Annotated in this window: 22 protein-coding genes and 1 pseudogene; 7 read left to right on the top strand and 16 right to left on the bottom strand. The window is 57.5% G+C overall.

Annotated elements, in window-relative coordinates; genetic code table 11:
• Positions 1-3: 3 nt before the first annotated feature.
• From IGW04_RS12005 to IGW04_RS11950, 12 genes are all read right to left on the bottom strand, one after another.
• Positions 4-1,446, bottom strand: coding sequence for a conjugal transfer protein TraH (locus IGW04_RS12005; RefSeq protein ID WP_323744849.1), 1,443 nt, complete (start codon positions 1,444-1,446; stop codon positions 4-6).
• Positions 1,447-1,468: 22 nt separating this feature from the next.
• The gene (gene traF / locus IGW04_RS12000) at positions 1,469-2,389 is read right to left on the bottom strand and encodes a conjugal transfer protein TraF (protein ID WP_194713311.1); all 921 of its coding nucleotides are present in this window, start codon (positions 2,387-2,389) and stop codon (positions 1,469-1,471) included.
• An 89-nt stretch (positions 2,390-2,478) separates the two neighbouring features.
• The gene (gene lepB / locus IGW04_RS11995; RefSeq protein WP_228527044.1) at positions 2,479-3,045 is read right to left on the bottom strand and encodes a signal peptidase I; all 567 of its coding nucleotides are present in this window, start codon (positions 3,043-3,045) and stop codon (positions 2,479-2,481) included.
• Entirely contained in the window at positions 3,042-3,467 is a 426-nt protein-coding gene (locus IGW04_RS11990; protein ID WP_194713310.1) for a hypothetical protein, read from the bottom strand. Before IGW04_RS11990 ends, lepB begins: the two co-directional genes overlap by 4 nt.
• 34 nt (positions 3,468-3,501) lie before the next feature.
• Complete coding sequence (gene traC / locus IGW04_RS11985) at positions 3,502-5,946, bottom strand: type IV secretion system protein TraC (RefSeq protein ID WP_194713309.1); 2,445 nt, start codon at positions 5,944-5,946, stop codon at positions 3,502-3,504.
• Between the two features lie 77 nt (positions 5,947-6,023).
• Positions 6,024-6,362, bottom strand: a complete 339-nt coding sequence (traA, locus tag IGW04_RS11980) for a TraA family conjugative transfer protein (RefSeq protein WP_194713308.1) — start codon at positions 6,360-6,362, stop codon at positions 6,024-6,026.
• 45 nt (positions 6,363-6,407) lie between these two features.
• Positions 6,408-7,052, bottom strand: a complete 645-nt coding sequence (gene traV, locus IGW04_RS11975; RefSeq protein WP_228527043.1) for a type IV conjugative transfer system lipoprotein TraV — start codon at positions 7,050-7,052, stop codon at positions 6,408-6,410.
• Positions 7,049-8,275 carry a TraB/VirB10 family protein gene (locus tag IGW04_RS11970; RefSeq protein ID WP_194713307.1) on the bottom strand — a complete coding sequence of 409 codons (1,227 nt, stop codon included), beginning with the start codon at positions 8,273-8,275 and terminating at the stop codon, positions 7,049-7,051. Before IGW04_RS11970 ends, traV begins: the two co-directional genes overlap by 4 nt.
• A complete protein-coding gene (locus IGW04_RS11965; RefSeq protein WP_194713306.1) occupies positions 8,275-9,123 on the bottom strand; it encodes a TraK domain-containing protein in 849 nt (282 codons plus the stop codon). The genes IGW04_RS11970 and IGW04_RS11965 overlap by 1 nt, the downstream gene beginning before the upstream one ends.
• Positions 9,120-9,752: a type IV conjugative transfer system protein TraE gene (locus IGW04_RS11960; protein WP_228527042.1), complete on the bottom strand. Its 633-nt coding sequence runs from the start codon at positions 9,750-9,752 to the stop codon at positions 9,120-9,122. Before IGW04_RS11960 ends, IGW04_RS11965 begins: the two co-directional genes overlap by 4 nt.
• A gap of 11 nt (positions 9,753-9,763) precedes the next feature.
• On the bottom strand, positions 9,764-10,048 hold the full coding sequence (traL, locus tag IGW04_RS11955; protein ID WP_194713304.1) for a type IV conjugative transfer system protein TraL: 285 nt from the start codon (positions 10,046-10,048) through the stop codon (positions 9,764-9,766).
• Positions 10,045-10,707: an OmpA family protein gene (locus IGW04_RS11950; RefSeq protein WP_194713303.1), complete on the bottom strand. Its 663-nt coding sequence runs from the start codon at positions 10,705-10,707 to the stop codon at positions 10,045-10,047. The genes traL and IGW04_RS11950 overlap by 4 nt, the downstream gene beginning before the upstream one ends.
• A gap of 257 nt (positions 10,708-10,964) precedes the next feature.
• Here IGW04_RS11950 and IGW04_RS11945 point away from each other — a divergent pair, with 257 nt between their 5' ends.
• From IGW04_RS11945 to IGW04_RS25745, 3 genes are all read left to right on the top strand, one after another.
• Positions 10,965-11,831: a hypothetical protein gene (locus tag IGW04_RS11945; RefSeq protein WP_194713302.1), complete on the top strand. Its 867-nt coding sequence runs from the start codon at positions 10,965-10,967 to the stop codon at positions 11,829-11,831.
• Positions 11,832-11,894: 63 nt separating this feature from the next.
• Positions 11,895-13,658 (top strand): type IV secretory system conjugative DNA transfer family protein, encoded by a 1,764-nt coding sequence (locus IGW04_RS11940; RefSeq protein WP_194713301.1) that lies wholly within the window; start codon positions 11,895-11,897, stop codon positions 13,656-13,658.
• Positions 13,651-14,547: a hypothetical protein gene (locus IGW04_RS25745; protein WP_228527041.1), complete on the top strand. Its 897-nt coding sequence runs from the start codon at positions 13,651-13,653 to the stop codon at positions 14,545-14,547. The genes IGW04_RS11940 and IGW04_RS25745 overlap by 8 nt, the downstream gene beginning before the upstream one ends.
• A gap of 88 nt (positions 14,548-14,635) precedes the next feature.
• Here the strand turns inward: IGW04_RS25745 and IGW04_RS11930 are convergent, their stop codons facing one another.
• Positions 14,636-15,658, bottom strand: coding sequence for a toprim domain-containing protein (locus IGW04_RS11930; RefSeq protein ID WP_228527040.1), 1,023 nt, complete (start codon positions 15,656-15,658; stop codon positions 14,636-14,638).
• Between the two features lie 410 nt (positions 15,659-16,068).
• Here IGW04_RS11930 and IGW04_RS11925 point away from each other — a divergent pair, with 410 nt between their 5' ends.
• On the top strand, positions 16,069-16,515 hold the full coding sequence (locus IGW04_RS11925; RefSeq protein WP_194713300.1) for a hypothetical protein: 447 nt from the start codon (positions 16,069-16,071) through the stop codon (positions 16,513-16,515).
• 41 nt (positions 16,516-16,556) lie between these two features.
• Here IGW04_RS11925 and ligA read toward each other — a convergent pair whose 3' ends face one another.
• Positions 16,557-18,332, bottom strand: coding sequence for an NAD-dependent DNA ligase LigA (ligA, locus tag IGW04_RS11920; RefSeq protein ID WP_407672103.1), 1,776 nt, complete (start codon positions 18,330-18,332; stop codon positions 16,557-16,559).
• 127 nt (positions 18,333-18,459) lie between these two features.
• Positions 18,460-18,570, bottom strand: a pseudogene (locus IGW04_RS26225) (hypothetical protein); the annotation flags it as partial.
• Between the two features lie 178 nt (positions 18,571-18,748).
• Here IGW04_RS26225 and IGW04_RS11915 point away from each other — a divergent pair.
• The 3 genes from IGW04_RS11915 to IGW04_RS11905 all read left to right on the top strand — a co-directional run bounded on the left by IGW04_RS11915 (position 18,749) and on the right by IGW04_RS11905 (position 20,214).
• Positions 18,749-19,096, top strand: a complete 348-nt coding sequence (locus tag IGW04_RS11915) for a hypothetical protein (RefSeq protein ID WP_194713299.1) — start codon at positions 18,749-18,751, stop codon at positions 19,094-19,096.
• A gap of 200 nt (positions 19,097-19,296) precedes the next feature.
• Positions 19,297-19,587 carry a hypothetical protein gene (locus tag IGW04_RS11910; protein ID WP_194713298.1) on the top strand — a complete coding sequence of 97 codons (291 nt, stop codon included), beginning with the start codon at positions 19,297-19,299 and terminating at the stop codon, positions 19,585-19,587.
• A gap of 216 nt (positions 19,588-19,803) precedes the next feature.
• Positions 19,804-20,214, top strand: coding sequence for a hypothetical protein (locus IGW04_RS11905; protein WP_194713297.1), 411 nt, complete (start codon positions 19,804-19,806; stop codon positions 20,212-20,214).
• Positions 20,215-20,447: 233 nt separating this feature from the next.
• Here IGW04_RS11905 and IGW04_RS11900 read toward each other — a convergent pair whose 3' ends face one another.
• The gene (locus tag IGW04_RS11900; protein WP_194713296.1) at positions 20,448-20,780 is read right to left on the bottom strand and encodes a hypothetical protein; all 333 of its coding nucleotides are present in this window, start codon (positions 20,778-20,780) and stop codon (positions 20,448-20,450) included.
• Positions 20,781-20,798 lie beyond the last annotated feature (18 nt).

Genomic DNA, 20,798 nt, shown 5'->3' with positions numbered 1-20,798 from the left:
TCCTTAATTAGCGCTGGTTTGGACGAAAACAGCAGAGTTCTTGGATATGATCTGCTTGACCATGGCGGCAGCATCGAGCACGCGCTTGTTATTGGATTCTGCCGATAATCGAACAGCCGCCAGTTCGCGAGCCCGCTCCTCCAGTGCGCGTGGCACGAAGTCCGGTTGAGTGACCTTGACGCCATCCCACGCTTTTTTGGCGGCGGTTACAGCGGCCGTGCCATACTTTTCAGCGAGTTCATCGGCGATAACGGGCGCGAGGTTGCGCGCAATTTGCTCGACTGCGCCGCCGTGCGCCTGCACGTCCTTGATCAATCCGAGAAGCGGTGGGCGCACAGAGTTGATAAACACCTGTTGCGAGGCGGTAAAGCCGCACTTGCTCGTGGAGCAGTCCGTCAGTTTGCCGACGATCGACGTGGCCTGGACAGTTCCGCCGTCCTTGTCACCGAACAGCATCTGGTTGGTGTAACCGAGGGTGCCCGGGAAGTTGAAATCCTTTTCCTTCACGATCAGACACTTGTTGCGTTCCTTGCTATCGTCGCAGTACAGCACTTTGAAGGGATTGCCATTTGTGTTGCCGGCACGTAGCTGCGTGATCGTCAGTGGCGGTGATTTCTCGGAACCTGGGTCCGATTTCGGCTTGGCATTGGCGTCCGTCTCTTCCTTGTCTGCCGGGGAGATAACAACTGAACCGATCAGGCTCATGATGATCTCGTTATCACTAGCGGCATCGATTTGCGATGATCCTGGATCGCCAAGCAATTGTCCGGGGTTAGAGTCTGCCAGCGCCTTCCAGACTGGATTGCCGCAGTCGCCGCAGGTGCCGTTCTCGTTGGCGTCAGCTACAGTCTTCTTGGGGGAGGTAAAGAGTTGGGTGATGCCGCCCATAAGGTCGCTGAACGCACCGACTGCTGCCTCGCCGGCGGCAGCACCAGTCTGGGCCATTTCAGCCCTGGCATTCGGATCACTAAACCCTTTCACTACCTGGTTCGCGATCGCACACGTATTCTTCATGTTTTCGTTCAGCGACTGCATGGCCGATTGAAAGTTTTGCATCAGGTTGCCCAGTTGCGGATTGATCGCGTCAATCGCTGCCTTGAAGGCCAGTCCAATCGAATTGGCGGCAATCTGCCTGAACAACGCGACTATCTGGTCCGCATTGATGAAGCTGAACGAGCCGCCGAACAGATCGATGCCGCCGCATCCGGCAGAAAACCGTGGCGGGTCAAATGCCACGAGGTTGATGCTTCGTATCGGCGCACGCACACCCAGCCCGCCGCCGACAAACCCGCCGCGCGTCTGGCTCTCGAACGCCGCCGGCGACGTGGCGTTGGCCATGAACATCCCGTCCAGCGCATCCTGCAGCCCGGCATGAGAGTTCAACGCGGAAGTCAGCAAGGCCAATCCGACTAGGCCGACAAGTACTTTCTTAAATGGTTTTTTCACAAGTAGTGCCCTTTGTAGGAAATTAATAGCGACTTTCCAGCCGGTCCTTGAGGTATTTGACCCAGACTTTCGGATCTTCCGAGCGGCCCTGCTGCGTGTCGTCATTGGTCAGCACGCCGCGGTCATAGGAATTCATCTTTGCCGACAATTCCTTTGGCAAAAGGGCGTTGCTGTCGGCCGCGAGGAGGATGCGGTCGCTGAGCTGGTCCTGAGCCATGATTCCCTGCGAGACGACGAAGAAATTATTGGGTGGGACAACCAGAACGGTCGTGGGCGTGATCTTGAGGTTCAGGCGCTTGGCTTGCCCGCTGTCACGGACAAACTGCCTGACGTTCGGAAGTCCTTTTCCATCCATTGAAATGAACTTGGTGATCAGGCCATATTTCTTGGCCAGTTCATTCGCGGTATTGACCTGGGGCTGACAGAAATGGCACTTCGAATCGAAAAACACCCAGAGTCCGCCAACGGTGGCAATGTGCTTGAGCGCATCGAGCTTGCCTTCCTGCGCCTGGCGAAGAAAGAACGGCTTGGTATAGGAGGCGATCGGCACACGGTTGTTTTCATCCAAAAACGGGTCGGCCGCGACGACTCGCTGCGCCTGCTCCGCATAGCGCTGCGACTTATCCATGGTGACCCGTTGGGCGTAGAGATAGGCCTCGACGTTTTCCTTGGTGGGATTGTTGACTGCGGCGTCAAGCAGTTTGGGCATATTGGTGCGCAGCCATTCCACCGAAAATGGCGCGGCTTTCGCTGGATCCGCCTTCTCAGTCGCCTTGGGAGGCTGCACCTTCGGCGGTTCAGGCTTGACCTCGTCCCTGGGGTCGATATACCAGTACCAGCCTTCAGATTTCCGGGAAAAGAACTGGCCGGCAGCGGGGTCTTCCTGCGCCATCACGGGCAGACTGAAAGCAAGGGCGGCGACCATCAAGGATTTTACTAGCATGTTTATTCCAACTCATAACACATCCCCATACTGTAACAGTATGCTATGTTGCCAGCAAGGAATAAAACGCCGCCAGGACGGCGACGTTGTCAGAAAAGGGGCTTGACGGTGCCAATGACGGCTGACTGATCGAGGAAACCCCAGTACCGTCCGTCATAGCTTCGTTGCTCGGTGCCGAGAACGAGGATTTTGCCGGCCGGGATGGTCTCGCGGCGGTCATATGCGCCGGGCTTGGCATGGAGCTTTGCAAGTAGGACCAGTTCCCCCACCGGCTTGCCGTTGACATAGGCGACGTCCTGTTTCACTTCCAGGACATCCCCCGGCACACCGGCAATCATTTTCCCGACCAGGCGGCCTTCGAACTTGGGGCCCATCAAGCCATTCTGCGGCTTGAATGCGACAAAGCCGCCTTTGGTCATCTGCTCCGGACGGCCCAGTTCAAGCAGGTACACCCGCCATGGCAGGCAGCGCACTTCCTGAAGGTCCACGCCTATCCGAATATTGTGGGTGGCCATAGCGAGAAGCGGGTATAGCACGGCAAGCGAAATCGCCGTCCACAGTAGCGCCCTTGTACCAAATTTCCTATTGCCCTCATCAGCCCAGAAGGTCCGCCAGCGCGCACCCTGTGACCGGGCAAGGAGAGACAGGGTGGTCATGGGAGCTTCACGCCCATCTTGGCGGCAATCGTGCTGGTAATGTCGTTGCCTGCCGGGCGAGTCAGGGCGACATTGGAGTTGACGACGATAATGCCGGCATCTGCGTATTCCTCCAGGGTCTTGTTCAACTGGCCGACAAAAACGTCAGCCTCGGCAGCCGCCTTTTCTGGATTCATGCCGGGTTTGGCAAGCGTCGCGTTCATGGACTGCCGGGCGATCTTTCCTGCATCGATGACTGCGACCTGGGTGCCGCCGACGTTTTGCGAGGCGAAATGCCAGGATGCCACGCCGCTGAACGCGGAGAAGACAGCGGCGATTACGCATGCGGTGACGAGAGACACGCCGGCTGGTGCTGGCGCTGGCGCTGGCGATGCCGCCACCTGGTGTGGCAGGGTGGTTGGGGCGATATTGGTGTCGGACATGATCTTTTCTCGGTAAGTTTATTTAAGAGGCGGCTCAGGCAGCTTCGCGGTGCTGTAGAAAGGCGTTAACGGCATCGATGGCGCTTTCTCCATGCTTCATTGCATCAAGAATGACGTCGCGCTCGGCGCCCTTGGTTGAAAACAGCACCTGGCTGAACGGGCTGACCACAAGCCGGGCAATACCCCAGTCGCTCTCGGATTGTTTGATCATGATCTCGCTGTACCTGCCGGAATGAGTGTGGACCGACTTGAGCATGTAAGCACCGTACGAATCGATCTTGAATTGTTTGCCTTCGATGGCGGAATCGATCGACTCGCCTTTCTGCTTCAGGATCAGCTGCCAGGCCGAGTTTTCGTAGATGGCGCGCGCATTGGGCGACCCGTACAGATCAGCGACGGACTGGGTCACCACGATCACGGCAGCGTCATGCTTGCGGGCCTTGCGGTACACAGCTTCCATGGCCTTGCCCATCACCGGGTCATTCAACGACTCCCACGCTTCCTCCAGAATGAGGATCTTGCGCCGGCCGTGCGTGAGGAAAATTTCGTGGTTGATGCGGGCCATCAGTTGCAGGAGGATGACCTGTTGCAAGGCCTTTTTCGACTTCAGTTCCTGCAGTTCCAGCACCACAAACGCGTTGTCCATGTTCAGATTGTTTTCGCCATCGAACCAGCGGGTGTAAGCGCCGCCGGCGAACGGAAAGAGCTGCTTGCCGAGACGCTGTGCTTCCGGGTCGGGAGACTGGATGCAGCACTCCGCCACCGCGGTGACCGTGGAGGCATTGCCGTATCGCTTATAGGTCGTGGTGATGGCCTGCTCCAGCAACGCCATGCGGTAGTCATCCAGGACTTCCTCTGGCGCGGCCATCTTGGCGATCATCGCCTTGAGGATGTCCATTTCCTCGTCCAGATTGCCATCGATGTGCGTAAACGGGTTCAGGCAGATATCGGATTCCGTGTCGAATTCGATGAAGGTACCGTTATTCGCATTCGCTGCCTTTTCGTAGCTGCGACCGGTGTCGATGACCCAAATCTTGGCGCCTTCTGCGAGGTAGTCGGTTACCAGTTGTTGCGTGAAAAACGACTTGCCTGCACCCGACTCGGCAAAGACCACGGCGTTGAAGTTGGTCTGCGAATCAAACAGGTCAAACAGCACCGGCTGTCCCCGGCGCGACATCAGCATCATGGCGCCGGAGGTGCCCGTTCCCGTCCATTCACCGAAAATCGGCAGGAATTGCACTGCATGGCTGATGGCCATCGTGTGAAAGCGATAGAGATTCTTGACGCCTTCGCGGGTCGTGTTCAGCGGCAGCAGGTTGTAGAACAGCGGCTCCAGGATGCGCTTGTCCTCGCGCATTTCGAAACCAATCGATGAGTAATACGCTTGCAGACCGGCTGCGAGTTTGTTGAGGCGCTCTTTCGACTTTGAGAAAAGAAAGACGGTGAAATTCAGCTCGCACAGGATACCGCCGCGCCCTTCCATCTCGTGCACCAGCGTGTCGATGCCCGCCTTCTTGTAGCCCAATACCGGGATCATGTGCGAGGTTGGACCAAACACCTGATGATTGATCATCGCCGACCGGCTCTTGACCCATTCCGCTTTGGCGACCTGGTCAGGATAATGCAGGGTCAAGACCATGTAGTAAGGCTCGGTGATCTGGTTGCTGAGGCCTTGCGGATCGCCGATGATGCTGTTCATCACAGCCAGGCGGGTACGCTTCGGGAAGAACTTGACGCTCATGGCCTTGGCGAAGAATTCGCCATCATGGAAATTGATGGTGGCCTTGTCGGTGAAGTCGACCGCGTCCCCGGTATGGAAGATCTGCTCTCGCAGAGGTTTTTGTTCGTCGTACTCGTCGGATGGCTTTTCCCAGAGATGGGTCAGTAGGCGCATGGTATGCAAATACTGCTCTGCATCCATCATGTTCAGGCTGATGCCGGTGGCCTTGATCGCTTCGAACATGCGGTCCGTGATTTCGCGTGCGGCATGGATATCGGCGTCAGTCGGGATGGCATTCGGGCAAGGAACCTTGATCGTGACCATGATCCGCTGACGGTTCAGCAGGATGCCGGAGGTCGGGACAAGGGGCTTGTCGCCGCCGGCGCGAAAGTGGGCTGCGTGCGACGTAGCCAACTCACTGAGGATCGGCGTCGCCTGTTCCTTGTTTGAGAGGTATTGGGCCAGATACGCCTCAACGTCCGGGCTGCTCAATAGCGCGAACTGGACAAAGCTGCCAGCCGGAATCTGCATGCTCAGGGCCGATTTAAACTTTTCGACCGTGGCGGCATCCGCACCGGTGATGGGCAAGCCGGTATAGCAAGCCCCCAGATAGAATTCCTTTCCGTCCGACATATAGAAGATATTGGAGTCGGTGTCGCATGCGCGCACGGTCATTTTCTCGAACGGCACGGACTTGCGGTCGCCATTGATCAGCAAAGGCTGCCTGGAAGCTTTGGAGGATTTGAAGAAGGAGAACATGGCGGAAATGGAATTTTGTCTAGGTGGCTAAAAAATTGGAGAGGCCGCAGCCTCCCCGGAATTCGGCACGTTCTAAATTACAGGGTGGCCGAAAACATGTTGGTCAGAACGCCAGGGCCGATGGACGATGCCAGGGCGATCGATACGCCGGTTGCAACCGACAGGATCGACTGCTTGATCACGCCAATGCCCAGGCCAACCGCCAGAGCGCCGAGTGAGAACACCTTGCCCAGCGAGCCGGTCATCCAGCCGTCCAGGTTCGTGGAAACGGTGGCGAAAGTGGAATCGGTGCCGGCGATCGCGCTGCCGATGGAGAGGACGGCGACGATGACGAACGCCAGCAGGAAGGCATGATGTTCCTTGGCGAAGGAAATGACGTTTTGCTGGGCGGTCAGGGCTTGTTGTTTCAGTTTCATACAAATCTCCAGAGAGTGGGGGTGGTGGTTGTGGTGGTAAAAAAATCAGTCGAGGTTGATGTCCGAGGGTGACGGTAATCCCGGCAAGCTCATCGCCGCCGACTGACGCGCCTCACCCTCGGCAGGCTTGGCGGCGACAGGTTGCTCTTTGCCCGATGCGCCGGCTGGCGCTGCAGCCGCACGGAACGGAACTGTGGTATTGCGACCCGAGGCTTCCGGCTTGCCGACCGACCAGCGGCGCGGCTGGATTTCGGTGAAAAGGTAGCCGGGGTAATGCAGGTCATCATTCTTGTCGGTCCATTCCGCAATCCAGATCCGCATGACTTGCGCGGCTTCGCGTACCGGCTTGGCTTTGCCGGTCTTGACGATGCCCGATCCGGTGGTCGAACCTGATGTGGCTTTCGCATCCAGCGACTTGGGCAGCACATAGGTCATGCCTGCGGGCGGGCCCGACTTGTCGCCAAGGTGCTGGCCAAGCGGCAGATCGTTCTCGGTTTCTGCCGGCATCTGGTTCGTCGACTTGTAGACCGCGGTCGGGGTCTTGCAGACGATGCCTTGCGGCATACCGGGGCAAGAAAAGGACGATTCGCCGCCTGGATTGAAGGTTGATGCGCAGCCGGTCAACAGGACCGGAATCGCAAGAGCCAGGCCAACGATGCGGCTTTGCAGGTTGAATTTGAGGTTTTTCATTTGAATTCCACACCTTTGATCAGCACGATGGTCAGCTTGCGGCCGGCATCGATTTCCACGACGGGAGTCATTTCCCGCGCAATTTCGAGATAAAAACGGGCAGCCGCCTTCGAGGCGTCGGACAGGCCGCGCGCCACGCCAGTCTCCGCAACGGTGCTGGCGTCCGTGCGCTGCGTCTGTACATAACTGCTCGGGTTCAGGTTCAACTGCGGAACGTTGGTCGGGGTGACTGCCTGGCCAATACCGGCAAGAACACCTGCGGCCAGCGATTTGGCAATCAGGCTGCCCTGCTTGCTGACCAGCCGGCCGCGTGCGCCGACGCGTCCATCTTCGCCCACCACATAGCCATCCAGCTTCCCTTCCAGCACCTGTCCGTTTTCACGGATGCAGGAGTAGGTTTCGGTACGCAATTGCGCACGCTCGGAACTCATGACGCCAAAGCCGGATACCAGAACGAAGCACTCCTTGATATCGTGGGTGAAGTGGTTCGGCAGGATGGCATCGGACTTCACGCGCATGACAGCGGGGACCGGGTTCTTCTGAGAGACAGCACTCGTGGGCGCATCCATACCGTTCATCAGTACGGCTTCAACCATCGAGCCGGCTGGCATGTACGCATAGACCTTGGCTGCCTTCTTGGATTCCTTGACCGCAGCAGGCTTGTCGCCGCCAATCACGCGCAGCTTCGGACCATCATCCGACCTTGGCGCGTCGCTCGCAGCGGCAGTAGCGCCATCCAGCACCGGGTTGGCCAGGCCTGCGGCGCCGACCGGAACCGGATCGCTCAGCTTCGGACCCGGGCCGGCACTTTTGTTCTTCTCGACTTCGTCAAGCCGCTTTTTCAGCGCTATCAGTTCCTGCACCACTTCGGAGTCGACGGACGAGGTCGTGCGAGACTTTTCCGACGCCTCAAGGCGCTGCAGCATGGCCTGGTTATCGGCCTTTTCCTTGGCCAGCTCAGCCTTGACCTTGTCGATTTCCTGGCCGTTGGAGGCCGATTCCGCAGCGACCTTCTCCACCGTCTTGTCTTTGCCCTTTGGCAGCAACAGGTTGGTTTCGCTGGCAGCGACCGTGCGTTTCTGCGGCTGGGCTTTTGCCGGGCCCATCACGAGGGATGCACCAATCATCAACGCGCCGAGGACCAGCACAATGGCCGTCACAGCGCGCACTGCAGGCGGGGTGTTATCCCACTTTTTCTTGAATTGTTCACCAAAGGTGGCCATTACTTGCCTCCCGTGGCCGCTTTGTCAGCCATGACGAAAACAGACGTCGACTGGCCCTTTTCGAGGATCGCGTTCGGGAAGATAGCCACGGCGCGAACGCCATCCGACGCAAAAGCCTGCTCGTCCATCTCGACCGTCGCATCAGAGACGTTTTCGACGCGATAGCGATAGACGTCATAGCTGGAGCCCGAGTACCGCACTTCCGGCACGACCATCAGCTGATCCATGCGGGCCACGGCTTTTGGCAGCGCACCTTCGGCGAATCCTTCGGGCGTTTTGCCCAGCGCGATCTGGCGCATGACATAGCGAATCCGGTCGGTGTAGACGTTGTCGGACGGCGCTTCTTCTTCCGGCTTGGCGCCCACTGCGGCGAGCGGCTCGTCCAGTTGCAGAATGATGGTCTGCGACGGCAGGTTCTTCGGCACAAGGGTCAGCGACACGACCGGATCGTTTGGCGACGGACTGGAGACGAACAGGGTAATCGGCGCATCGCTTTTCGGGGTCACGTATACCGACTGGCCAACCGCCTTCACCACCGCCTTGTCGTCATCGATGACCTTTGGATCGGCATAAGGGGTGGCGATCCGGTTTGGATATTCTGCCGACACATAAATGATTTCATTGCGGTCGGATGAGACGCGAACGACATTGGCTTTGGTCGCCTGCTTATCGCCTGGCATCAGGCCCAGCCCCGGCAGTTTCTGCTCCAGGATTCGCTTGGGTGCGGCTGCCTTCGCATGGAATGCCACCGGCGTACCTGCAGCGGGGATACCCGGAGGCGGCGGCAGATCTTGCGCTTGGGCGGCAAAAGCGCTCAGGACAGCCAGCGCGACTAACAGACGTTTCATTCTTGCGTTTCCTTCACTTGTAAAGCGACCTTGGCATCCTCGGCAGCCTTCGGATTCCCCTCCAGCCATTTCAGCGTGTGCGGCTGGTTGCCGGGATAGTGGGTCAGCGCGTCGACCAGGGGGCGGCCCGCCTGCATCTCGATGCGCATTTCATAGGTCAGTGCAGCCGATTCCTGCCGGCCGCCGGCAGTCTGGGTCGTCATGTTCCCCGTGACGAATACCTTGGAAGTGTCGGCTTCGAACACCACGCGATCCGGCTCGAACCGCACCGAACCGCCGTTGGCTTTGAACACCGGGTCTTCGGCCAGCACCAGCAGCTTTTTGCGCACTTCGGGGTAAATCCGTGACGACACCATGCCGGACAGGGAGTCCGCCACGAAGGAGACGTTCTTCGGGCTGACATTGGCAGAGAGCGTGGCGAAATACAGGCCGAACGATTTCAGGTAATCCGCATCCGCCGACTTCCAGCCGACCTTGACTGCCTTGTCGATATACGGCGGCACCAGGACAAGTCGCTCATGGTCCATTAGCTTGTCGACCACCATTGCGCCCAAGGCGAGCGCAAGGGCGACGTTCGACAGCAGCATGACAGAGGTGCCCTTGTTGGCGGATTCCCATGTCGACTTCATGAAGGACAGCTTCATAGGTGAAAGTCCCTCTTGGTCGAGTCCTGGAAGTGCTTGTTCAGGCTCATGACGCCCAGCCAATAGCACAGGTGCAGCAGGATGCCGTCCAGAGCGCCGTTCTTGAAGCGCTTGAATGCCTTGACGGCGTAGTAGCCGGCGATGATGGACAGCAGGGTGAACCAGCCGCCAATGGCAATGCCGCAACCGAGCAGACCGATAAAGATCACGGCCTCGTCGATTTCCCAGAAAAACAACTGGGGCTGGCTATCGACGTAGCGTGGGATATCCACTTCATTCATTGTGTTTTCACTCCTTTGGCGGCGGCAAAGGAAATCACAGCACGCCGGTTCTTCGCGGGGTTATTCAGGTCCGCGGGTTCCCGCTTGCCACGGCCTTCAAAGCTAATCTGGTCTGGGGAAATGCCGGCATTGATTAGGTAGTCCGCCACCGCCTTGGCCCGGCGGGTGGACAGGCGCTGGTTGTAGCGGTCCGAGCCGACTTCATCGGCATGGCCAACGACGCGCACATCGGCGTTGCGGGACCTGGCTGCCTGAACGATGCGCTGCAGTTGCTGGACATCTTGCGGGGCGGTCTTGTTGAAAGCAAAGAAGACGATGCCATCGGTGCTGAGATTGAATGACCGGGAGTCGAAACCGGCATCGCCCAACTCCACCGCCTTCGGATAGAGAACGGGCTGCTCGCGGCCCTGTTCGGTCACGATCCAGGCATTCACGCCCCCGCGCACTTTCTCGATGGTCCGACCGTCGCGGCCTGCAAATTCCGCGCCGCCGTCCGCCTTGGTGCCTTGGTCAACGATGACGTGTGCTTCGTGCGCCGTCTCCACCGCGATCGTGCTGTTTGCCGGCCAACGCATGTGCCCCAGTTCGGCGGAGGCCGCGCTCAGCGAAACGCAAGCTACAGCGCCAAGTACGGTCAATTGAAAACGCTTGTTAGTCATTACTGGATGCCTATGTTCTGTGGCCGTGGTCGAACCGGATTTAAATTGATACTGTGCAGCAACTTTAACAGGTGCCGATAATAATTCAAAGTGTATATTTGATTTGCCGCAACAAAAAGAAGCCTGTAGAATTACATGCACCTGTTACGGATAAAAATATTTTTCGCTTCCGTGGCGACTCAGTGCGTTTATTCAGGGGTGTAAGTCATATCAGCAAGCAAGGCAATTCCGCTTAGCAGCACTTCAGGAGAGCAAACATGAGTCATCAGGCAGCAACGGACGCGCAGGCGTCGGCATCGCAGGGCACATCCAATATCGCGTTGTGGGAGATCGTCCAGGCGACGGACCCGAAGTACACCAAGGACTTCACCCGCCGCGATGGTTTCAGCGGCACGGCCATCAACGCCACTTACCAGGCAAAGAAGGCAACCGAAGCATTCGGCCCGATGGGATTGGGCTGGGGCGTGAAAATCCTGGATGAGCGCTATATAGAAGGCGCTCATATGGGCTGGAATGCGCAAGGGTCCGATCTCGGACCGGAAAAGATCCACGTTGTCCGGATCGAGCTCTGGTACAGGTGGAATGGCGAACGCGGTGCGATCGAGCATTTCGGCCAGACGAAGTTTGTCGGCTGTACCGCAACTGGCGTGTTCACCGATGAAGAAGCCCCCAAGAAAAGCGTGACGGAAGCGACGTCCAAGTGTCTTTCCCTGCTGGGGTTTGGTGCCGACGTTTATATGGGCCTGTACGACGATTCGAAGTACGTCAGTGCGGTTCGGGAGCATTTTGCGGAAAGCGGCCAGATTGGCGGTCGAGCACAGCCGGTTGCCGGATCAACGGCGGCGGCCTCAGCATCAACCTCGCAAGGGGCAACGACGGCTGCTCCTCAAAGTACGAACGTGGCTTCGGCGTTGTCGGAACGCTACAAGTACTACAAGGAGGAAATTCAGAAAGGAGTCGGCGATGTCGAGCGAAAGCGTTTCTTTATCCAGAACGACAACGAACTGTCGGATATGGAGCGCGCAACCTTGTTGTCCATGCCTGAAATGCAGGTTCAGCCTTCCCGGCCTGCCACAGAGAGTTCCGTCCCCGCGGTAGACAGCATGATGGGTTCCTTCTTGTAATTCCACCACCCCGCTCGCCTTCCTGGCGAGCGGGGTTTTTTTGTCGTGATGAGGAATTCCTCAATGAATTTGAAAGATTTTTACAAGGTGCGACTGGGCGGCGCGTCCGACACGGCATCGTTGTCTGCCATCGGCGCGAGTTCTCTGGTCACGACGGCCTCGGCGCTCGCGGGAGGTTTCGTTGGCTGCGGAGCGACGTTGGCGGCATTGGGCAGTGCCTCGATTGCCAACCGAATGTTTGAAAAGTGGCGTGCGAAAAACCTGCTCGGGTCCTCGTTGTCCCTCCAGTCCGCAACAGAGCTGATGCGTCCTGATGGACTACTGGTCGGTTTTAGCACCGACACCGGACAGCCGGTGCACATTCCCGATGAAGACCTGATGCGCCACGGTTTCATACTCGGGCAGTCGGGCGTCGGCAAGACCGTTCTTGGCAAATTGCTCATGTTCCAGCAAATCCAGCGCGGTGGCGGCCTGATGTTCATCGACGGAAAAATGAATGCCGACGACATCCAGACAATCTACCAGTACTGCCGGTGGGCCGGCCGCGAGGATGACCTGTTGATCCTCAATCCAGGCGACCCCGATACCAGCCATACCTACAACCCCATCCTGAGAGGTGATCCGGACGAGATTGCCGCCCGCATCCTGTCGCTGATACCGTCGACGGAAAACAATCCGGGCGCGGACCATTACAAGCAGTCGGCCAATCAGGGCATTACGACGCTGGTTGCTGCGCTGCAGGCGGCGGGCCTGTCGTACAACTTCATCGACTTCACGATTCTGCTGATGAATCACAAGGCGATCGAGGAGCTGGAGACAAAGCTCAAGAAAACCGTGCCGAACCATTCCGCAACAAAGAACCTGTCGCTCTTTCTGGAGCAATACAAGGGCGGCGGCAAGCCTGGCAGCGGCGCTGAAAACATGGTCGACATCAAACGGATGAAGGAGACGTTTGGTGGGGTCGGCGGCAGGATGTACATGTTCGGCACCGGGAAATTCGGGACGGTGCTCAATACGTACACGCCGGAGATTGACCTGTTTGAGGCGATTCGGTCCAAAAAGATCATCTATGCGGCCCTGCCCACCATGGGGAAGAACGAAGCGGCATCCAACTTCGGCAAGATGCTCCTGGGCGACCTTCGCACGGCCATCTCCTGGGTGCAGGCGCTGCCGGAAGCGGAGCGCCCCAACCCGCCCTTCCTGACCTTCATGGATGAGGTGGGCAGCTATGCGGTCCAGTCGCTGGCACGCCCCTTCGAGCAGGCGCGTTCTGCGGCGATCTCCCTCTTCCCGGCCGCGCAAACACTCGCCAACCTCGAAGTGGTGTCGGACGATTTCAAGGAAATGGTCATGGGGAATACCTGGACCAAGATCTTCTTCAAGCTGGGTTCCCAAAAGTCAGCCGAAGAAGCGGCCGACCTGATCGGCATGAAGATGGCCGAGACAATGCAGATGGCCACTTCCCAAAGCTCCTCGGAGAGCCAGGCAGCAGCGACGATTGCACCAAGCGGAAATGTAGGCGATGGCGCCGGCATGACGACGACGGCGAAGCTGGAGGAAAGACACCGCGTCTCGCCGGATGAACTCAAGTCCCTCGGCAAGGGGGAATGCATTGTCCTCTACGGCGGCGACACGCTTTTCAACATACGGGTGCCGATGATCGCGATTGACAAAAAAACGGGTGTCGCGATGGGCAAGCTCGACCTTGCGCACAAGCGGAAAAAGACGGTGGTCGGTGCCGACTACTTCAAGAACAGCAACAAGTACCTCGGTGGCGGCAAACAGGAAAGCAGCCGGGAAATGGCAAGGGAATTGGCAAATGAATAACGCAACAACCATGGAAGAAGTGACACATGAATTCGGATTTGAAAGTGATACTGGTCATCGGGACGGTGATACTGCTCCTGATGCTGTGCGTGCCTTTCTTGCGGGCCTTAATAACGACGATCTTTGGCAAGGTCTTAATGCCGCTGATCTCGGCGATGGGGAAAGTGATGGGGACGTGGGGATTGTGGACGGTGAAGAAAACATCGTCGGCATATCGCCTATGGATCAAGAACTTGCTATCGCCGCGCTCAGTAATCTATCAGGCATTGGAGGATCCAAAAGAAGAAAAAAGGAAGACACCCTAAGGACCTTCACGGAGGAAGACTTCGAGGAAGGCGGGGAGCGGATCTCCTTCATGATGGTGCGGGCCAACATCCTGGCGCTGTTCGACAAAAAGCGTAAGCCGGCCGAAGTGCTGAAAGCGGCCGAGTGGGTGTTCGGACGTCCCGATACGCCTTTTACTTTCGAGCGGTGCTGCGCCAATCTGGGCACGCGCAAGGATGTGCTGCGCCTGCGCATTCATTACGAGTTCTGGCGCACCTGGTACGTCCTGCCGATTGAATTTCCTTTCCTGATCGAGCCGCTGCCGCCGATTGTGGCTGATGAAATCTACATGCTATGCGGCGATGAGGGAATTGACCTGGCCAGGGCCGCATGGATGAAGCCGGGTATACGTGCCGTCGAACTGCTCCGGATCGCGTCCGGCATGGAAAAGGCCCCGGACAATTACATTCGCGCGCTCGAGCTGCTGGGCAACAAGTATTTCATGTCGCAGCAGGGCGATTACTGGTACCTGACAGGAAGAAATCCGATTGTCCGCGGCCATGATCTGGAGACCTCGGCCTACAAGCGGGCGATTCACAACGTCTCCTGGTCCAGGATGTTCTGACACACCTGCGCTGCGCATAAAAAATGCCCCGTGAGTCATGAAGACCACGGGGCATTTGAACTACTGTGATGCGGTTAAAAGACGAGTACTAAGACAGACCCAGTTGCGCCTGCAGCTGCTCATTCAAGTCACCCACACCGGCCGGGAGACCATAGACGCCGACTTCCGCTCCGACTGCCTGGAGTACGGGAACCAGCTTTGCCGTGGCACTTTGTCCACGCTCATCGTTATCCAGCGCCACAAGTACATTACGGCCTTTGAGCTTGTGAAACCACTCCGGCTGCCAGTTGACGCATCCCGGCAAGCCGATGATGCTTCGCTTGGTACCCATTTGCACCGCTGACAACAGATCGATACAACCTTCTGTAATCATGACGCGACTGCTATCGGCACCTTTCCAGGCCCATGGCGTCACATCGCCGTACCGCAACGATTTCACTTCATCCTCCTTTGCGGGGCGGGAGAGGCGAAATTCTGCGGTCCGACTGCCTTTGGAAATGAAAACCAGGGGTCGAAACGCGATCGCTGGCGCTTTGGCGTCTTCGCGCAGCATTCCTGCCTTGATTAATGCCGCTTCCCCTACCAGGTCGTACAGCAGCTCCTTGGCAGAATTGGGATTGGTCGGCAACGTCACCATGATGCCGCGCCGGATCGCTTCCATTGCCAGTGGCGTCGAGATACCCCGACCGTTGAGATAAGAGAGCATCCCGTCGTCAGGCTTGCGCCCGGCCGCCAGCAAGGCATCCACCACGACACCGATTGCCGTATCGTCCCTGGGAACGACCGGTTTCGGTTTGGGCGGCACATAGGATTTCATCACATCCGGGTCTGCACCGATGAGCTTTAGCGCTGCGTCACGAGGTGAAATCCCCCAGAACGCCGCAGCCGCATCAATGACATCGCCTCTTTCGCCACAGGCAAAACAACGCCAGCGGTTTTCTTCCACCGAGACCTTCACCGAATGCTTGGAGGATTCCCCGCATTGCGGGTTCGGGCACATGTGGTAGCGGATCGTGCCGTTCATCTGCTTGGGTGGTGCGCCCAACACGTATTCAAAGAACCATGTCAGTTGAACAAGCTGCCGGACTTCCGAAAATTTCACTTTTTCCATTCGTGGTCCTGCGTTGTGTGTCATGTTGACCTCCCTCTAAAAGAAAATAACCCTGATAGACGGAGATGCTTTTCGTGGATGTATAAGATCGTTTATTGCTTCTTGTGGCGAAATCATGTGTTGTCAGGATATAGATCATCCGCGTATTATGCGCACTTGTCATGCATAAATAATACAGGAAGGATTATTGTCGTGGATGAAAAAGAAAGCAAGGCGTTGATGTGCTGGCGCGTTGAAATGGCTGGTCAAACTGGCCGTTTTGTTGTGGTGTTCGGACGCTCTGGCGAACCTGGGAGTGCTGGCTGATGTGGGGAATGGAAGTCGGGCAGCCGTTTTGCAGCAGCCGGGTCCGATGGAATCCTGCTACCGTGCAATACCGGTATGACACAGGCATCGAGGGACACCACCTCTTGCAAATCAACCAGCGTGGCGTAACAGCAGGCGAACTCGACGCCTTTCATGCCGGATCAGTTCACATGGGCTTGTTTGTTGACTGCCTGGTACCGTTTGTCCTGGTTCGCATTGAGGGTTTTTACGAGTGGTCCGATCAGGCCGCGTCGGTCAACCTGCTCCCGCCAGAGCAGTGGCAGCTTCATGAATGGTATCCAGGCATGCACCTGTCACTGGCACTGGTGCTGGTCGACGCGGATACCGGGGTCGTGCTGGGGAAACGAATGGTGATGTATTCCGCCCATGTCTCCAGAGTGTTTTACGACGCCCTGAAAATGCAGTTGGAAACGCCGTACGGGAAGGAAGTGATTGAGGCGGTACGCTCGCGCGTCTACGAAAAATACGGGCGTTCAAAAGACATGGTGCGGGCGGCCACAGTGGTCCACCGCCCTACTCCTCTACTGTAGCCTGGAGTTGCGCCGCCTGATTTGCAGGCGGCTCGATCCCTTCAGGAGGCTGCACAGGCCGCAATGAATGCGACTTCATCCCACACTGGGATGCCAAGTTCCTCTGCCTTGGCCAGCTTGGAGCCGGCCTCGGCGCCCGCCACGACGGCAAAGGTACGCCGCGAAACTGATCCTGCGACCTTTGCTCCCGCTGCTTCGGCCAGCGCCGTTGCCTGTTCCCGGGACAGGGTGGGGAACGTACCGGTCAGAACGATGGTTTTGCCTTGCAAGGCACCAGCGCCACCTGCGGCGAGCGCTTGGGGCTGCAGCAGTTCGGCCAAGGCGCGGGCTTCGTCGCCTTCGGCATCATCCGCCAGAAAGCGCACGATATTGGCCGCCGTGGTGGGGCCGATATCCCGGATGGCCAGGAGCTGAGGTTGCGTTGCATTGGCGAATTCGCACCAGCTACCGAATGCCCTGGCAAGGTCCTTTGCTGTGACTTCGCCAACGCCCGCGATACCCAAGGCATAAATAAAACGGGCCAGAGAGGGCTTTTTCGATCCTTCGATGGCGTCAATCAGATTTGTTGCCGATTGCTGCCCGAAGCGATCGAGTGAAGCGATCTGTTGAACGGTAAGATGATAAAAATCCAATGGCCTTCGAACCAGACCGGCTTCGATCAGCGCTGCGACGGTTTGCTCGGCCAGCCCTTCGATGTTCATGGCCAGTCGGGAAGTGAAATGGGTCATCCGAAAAAGGCGCTGTGCATCGCATGACAGACCGCCCGAGCAGCGGTAATCGGCGCCGTCCTCCTCCTTCACAGCGGGAGCTGCGCAGACAGGACAGTGTGGCGACATGATGAACTTCTCCGCGGCTGCCGGGCGTAGTTCCACGACCGATCGCACTATCTCGGGAATCACATCGCCGGCGCGTCGCACGACAACTGTGTCTCCGATGCGTACGTCTTTCAGGTGTACCTGGTCTTCGTTATGCAGGGTGACGCTGGAGACGGTCACGCCGCCGACGAACACCGGGTCGATTTTGGCAACGGGCGTCAATTTGCCGGTACGGCCAACCTGGCAGACAAGCGAGCGTACGACAGAGAGTGCTTCCTGTGGCGGAAACTTGTAGGCCATTGCAAAACGCGGGGTGCGGCTATTCCAGCCCAATTTTTGTTGAAATTGCAGATCGTCGACCTTTGCCACCGCACCGTCGATGTCAAACTCAATGGCGCTTCGTATGGCACCGACATGGTCGAACCACTTCTGGATGCCTGCAAAGCCCTTGACCACGGCGGCCATCGCATCGACCGAAAACCCAAGGCGGTTCAGGTACGCGAGCACCTCGCTTTGCCGACTAGCTTCAAAAGGGAGGGATTCGCCTTCGGATCTTGGTGCCGCGCCATAGGCAAAGAATTTCAGTCGGCGTGCAGCCGTTTCCTTGGGGTCGCGCTGCCGGACGCTGCCCGCTGCAGCATTGCGCATATTGACGAAAGGCTTCTTGCCGTCCGCAATGCGCTGTTCATTCAACGACTCAAAGACGCTCCTCTCCATCACCACTTCCCCGCGCACATGGAGGCTAAGGGGCTCTGGCAGGCGCAGGGGAACGTTTCGGACCGTTCTTACCTGGGCGGTTACTTCTTCGCCGGCGGCGCCATCGCCTCGCGTCAGTGCTTCGACCAGCACGCCTTCCATGTAGCGAAGCGAGATCGCCAGTCCATCGAACTTCAACTCCATACCGTATTCCAGTTCTGCCGGGTCCACGCCAAGTTCGCCGGCGGCCGTATCGACGGCGGCGCGGGCTTCTTCCGCATCCATGACGTCTTTTAACGACAGCATGGGCAACTTCACGGAAGGCCTTGAGCGGCTTGCCGCCTATTCGCATCGAAGGCGAATCCAGGGTAACAAACTGCGGATATTGGGCTTCAATCGCAATCAGCTTGCGAATGAGGGCATCGTATTGAGCGTCTGAGATTTCAGGTGCATCATTCTCGTGGTAGAGCCGTTGATGGCGCTCGATATCGGCGCGCTGGCTCGTGGTCTGAAGAAGGGAAGGCGACTCTGCTGGCAAATTCACGACGGTTCCAATATGAAAGAAAGGATGTGGGAAGAAAACCACTAAGCTAAGTATATGAAAATTACTTGTATTATACGTCCATGTTATAATATTGCAAAAGGTAAATGCCCGGTGCAGATCACGTCTGGTGGTCTAATACGTAGAATTAACAGCATTGGGAACGTAGAAGGAAACAATCATGAGTGATGGATTTGATTACAGCTCGATGTACTTTGCCGAGGCATCTGGCTCTGATATGGCAAAACGCGCCGCCAGGGCAGCGGCAACGGAAGCGTATTGGGAAAGGTGCGCTCGTGAGCAGCACGAAATTTCATTAAAGATTGCTAACCAGCGCATCTTGGAGGTAAGCGCTGAACGGGATGCATACCGTGACCTTGCCATGGCAATGTTGCAGGAACTGGGCGAGCCCAACCCGGTTTTAACAGTTGTTGAAAACCGTGATGCCAGAAAAGCATATTTTGAAGATCGCAAGCAAAGGTCCATCGAAGCCACGCTCGCGGCCAATCCGAATCTCCGCTTTCTTTGACAGCCGCCATTACCGGCGTCACGAGGAAGTGGCGATCGGCGCCCCAATAGCCGAGTGGATACATCCGGTGGATGATGCAAAAAATCAGTTAGAGAATGTATGTTGAAGGCTCAGGAACAAAAGCGCGTTAGTGCGACGCACCGGACAAACGGGAAATCGCCGATTGAGATGATCACGGCAGAACGCCAGGTGCAACTGCCATGGGGTACGACGCGGCCCATGACGATCAGCATTCGGCCGGTGAACTCGCGGCGGTCGCTGCCTGCTTTGCGCTGGGCAGCACGCAAGTCAGAAGCGCGGAGGCGACTGGTGAGGTCTGCAATCTCTGGCCCGCCGAATGGCCGACTGAGATATTGGGAACCAACACCCGGATGCGGCAGCTGGTGGTCGCCGGAGCACTGATCGCCGCCGAGATCGAGCGGCTGCAGCGGGCGCATTTTGCTGCCATCGACGCGGCCCAGCAGAGCACGCTCGACACTCTGGAATTCTAAGCAACAAAACTCCTCCGTTCTAACCGAAGCACCTTTAACCGCAGCCCTCGCGTCCTGGACGTTGAGGGCTTTTTGTTTTGCCACATTCATCCTCTTCTGAGGGGGTGACTCTGCCTGTGCCGTCATTCCCGCGTTTTATACAAGGGCGTTCTGCATTCCCGGATATCTGACTAACGCGAATTTTCGCTGGTGTTGTCTCTCTCCTAAGGATGCATCATGAAACGAGCTACTCCCTTTCAACCTGTTCCTGGCGACATTGTATTTTGCAAATTCCCTGAAGCACTTGCTGCAACCTGCCCTGGCCCGAAGATCCGGCCGGCGCTGGTGGTGGACGTGTCCAAAGACGGGAACCGCGTGTACGTCGCCTATGGCACGTCGCAAAGGACCGAGCAGCTTTATCCTGGTGAATTCCGGGTGGATGATGCAGTGTCGATGGACATGGCAGGCCTGTGCAAGCCGACCAAGTTTGCCCTGTGCCGCAAGCACTGGCTGACGCTGAATGAGGAATGGTTCGTTGTTCCTCACAAGCGTCGGTTTGGCCAATGCCCGAAAATGGGCGAATTGTCGGAGTCACTGGCTCCGCACATGGCTCGCGCAGTCGAAACTATGCGCGCCGCCCGGTTTTAACCAGTACCAACCTCCACGTCTTCGGACGCTGGAGGTTTTTTATTGCTTGCGGGAACTGGCAGGAGCCGATAGTATTATTTCATCGACTCTCTGTTTTTGAGGAGGTATGAAATGCTGAGTTTGATCGCCGATTTCATGCTGGCAGTCCGGACGCACAAGGCTGTAAACCGGCCTTTGGGCGTGGCATTTCGAATAGCGCGGGACCGGCGCCGGCGCACGCCAGGATGGGGGCGTTAAAATTTGTCCGCGTCGAAGTCGATGTCGATTTGTCTGACGTCGGTTTGCCTGACCTGGTGAGGCTGATACGCGCCCAGCGGCTGAGCCACAGCGACCTGATGGCCATCGTCGTCTTCGACGATCTCCAGCCACTGGCCAAGTACGTCTTTCACGCAGTTCTGGCATAGCACTGTGCGAACGACGTTCTCATCGCCGAACACCGAGGCGTAGCCGGCCCGGAAGTTGATTTCGAGCCGCTCCTGATATTCGAAGTCGTCGCTTTCGAGGTCGAAGCCACAGCGACGGCAATTGCATGGGGTTTGGTTTTGTGTTTCGACTGCCTGGTTCATCTTTGTCACTCTTCCTAT

Origin of the sequence: Noviherbaspirillum soli (genome assembly GCF_015352955.1) — a bacterium.
Lineage (GTDB): Bacteria > Pseudomonadota > Gammaproteobacteria > Burkholderiales > Burkholderiaceae_D > Noviherbaspirillum_A > Noviherbaspirillum_A soli.
Note: the sequence above shows the minus strand (reverse complement) of the source record. Positions and strands in the feature narration are given on the sequence as shown.

Bases quoted from the DNA above. Each gene is read 5' to 3' on its own strand.
- traF (WP_194713311.1), bottom strand. From the start codon at position 2,389: ATGCTAGTAAAATCCTTGATGGTCGCCGCCCTTGCTTTCAGTCTGCCC.
- lepB (WP_228527044.1), bottom strand. From the start codon at position 3,045: ATGACCACCCTGTCTCTCCTTGCCCGGTCACAGGGTGCGCGCTGGCGG.
- IGW04_RS11990 (WP_194713310.1), bottom strand. From the start codon at position 3,467: ATGTCCGACACCAATATCGCCCCAACCACCCTGCCACACCAGGTGGCG.
- traC (WP_194713309.1), bottom strand. From the start codon at position 5,946: ATGTTCTCCTTCTTCAAATCCTCCAAAGCTTCCAGGCAGCCTTTGCTG.
- traA (WP_194713308.1), bottom strand. From the start codon at position 6,362: ATGAAACTGAAACAACAAGCCCTGACCGCCCAGCAAAACGTCATTTCC.
- traV (WP_228527043.1), bottom strand. From the start codon at position 7,052: ATGAAAAACCTCAAATTCAACCTGCAAAGCCGCATCGTTGGCCTGGCT.
- IGW04_RS11970 (WP_194713307.1), bottom strand. From the start codon at position 8,275: ATGGCCACCTTTGGTGAACAATTCAAGAAAAAGTGGGATAACACCCCG.
- IGW04_RS11965 (WP_194713306.1), bottom strand. From the start codon at position 9,123: ATGAAACGTCTGTTAGTCGCGCTGGCTGTCCTGAGCGCTTTTGCCGCC.
- IGW04_RS11960 (WP_228527042.1), bottom strand. From the start codon at position 9,752: ATGAAGTCGACATGGGAATCCGCCAACAAGGGCACCTCTGTCATGCTG.
- traL (WP_194713304.1), bottom strand. From the start codon at position 10,048: ATGAATGAAGTGGATATCCCACGCTACGTCGATAGCCAGCCCCAGTTG.
- IGW04_RS11950 (WP_194713303.1), bottom strand. From the start codon at position 10,707: ATGACTAACAAGCGTTTTCAATTGACCGTACTTGGCGCTGTAGCTTGC.
- IGW04_RS11945 (WP_194713302.1), top strand. From the start codon at position 10,965: ATGAGTCATCAGGCAGCAACGGACGCGCAGGCGTCGGCATCGCAGGGC.
- IGW04_RS11940 (WP_194713301.1), top strand. From the start codon at position 11,895: ATGAATTTGAAAGATTTTTACAAGGTGCGACTGGGCGGCGCGTCCGAC.
- IGW04_RS25745 (WP_228527041.1), top strand. From the start codon at position 13,651: ATGAATAACGCAACAACCATGGAAGAAGTGACACATGAATTCGGATTT.
- IGW04_RS11930 (WP_228527040.1), bottom strand. From the start codon at position 15,658: ATGGAAAAAGTGAAATTTTCGGAAGTCCGGCAGCTTGTTCAACTGACA.
- ligA (WP_407672103.1), bottom strand. From the start codon at position 18,332: ATGCTGTCGTTAAAAGACGTCATGGATGCGGAAGAAGCCCGCGCCGCC.
- IGW04_RS11915 (WP_194713299.1), top strand. From the start codon at position 18,749: ATGAGTGATGGATTTGATTACAGCTCGATGTACTTTGCCGAGGCATCT.
- IGW04_RS11910 (WP_194713298.1), top strand. From the start codon at position 19,297: ATGGGGTACGACGCGGCCCATGACGATCAGCATTCGGCCGGTGAACTC.
- IGW04_RS11905 (WP_194713297.1), top strand. From the start codon at position 19,804: ATGAAACGAGCTACTCCCTTTCAACCTGTTCCTGGCGACATTGTATTT.
- IGW04_RS11900 (WP_194713296.1), bottom strand. From the start codon at position 20,780: ATGAACCAGGCAGTCGAAACACAAAACCAAACCCCATGCAATTGCCGT.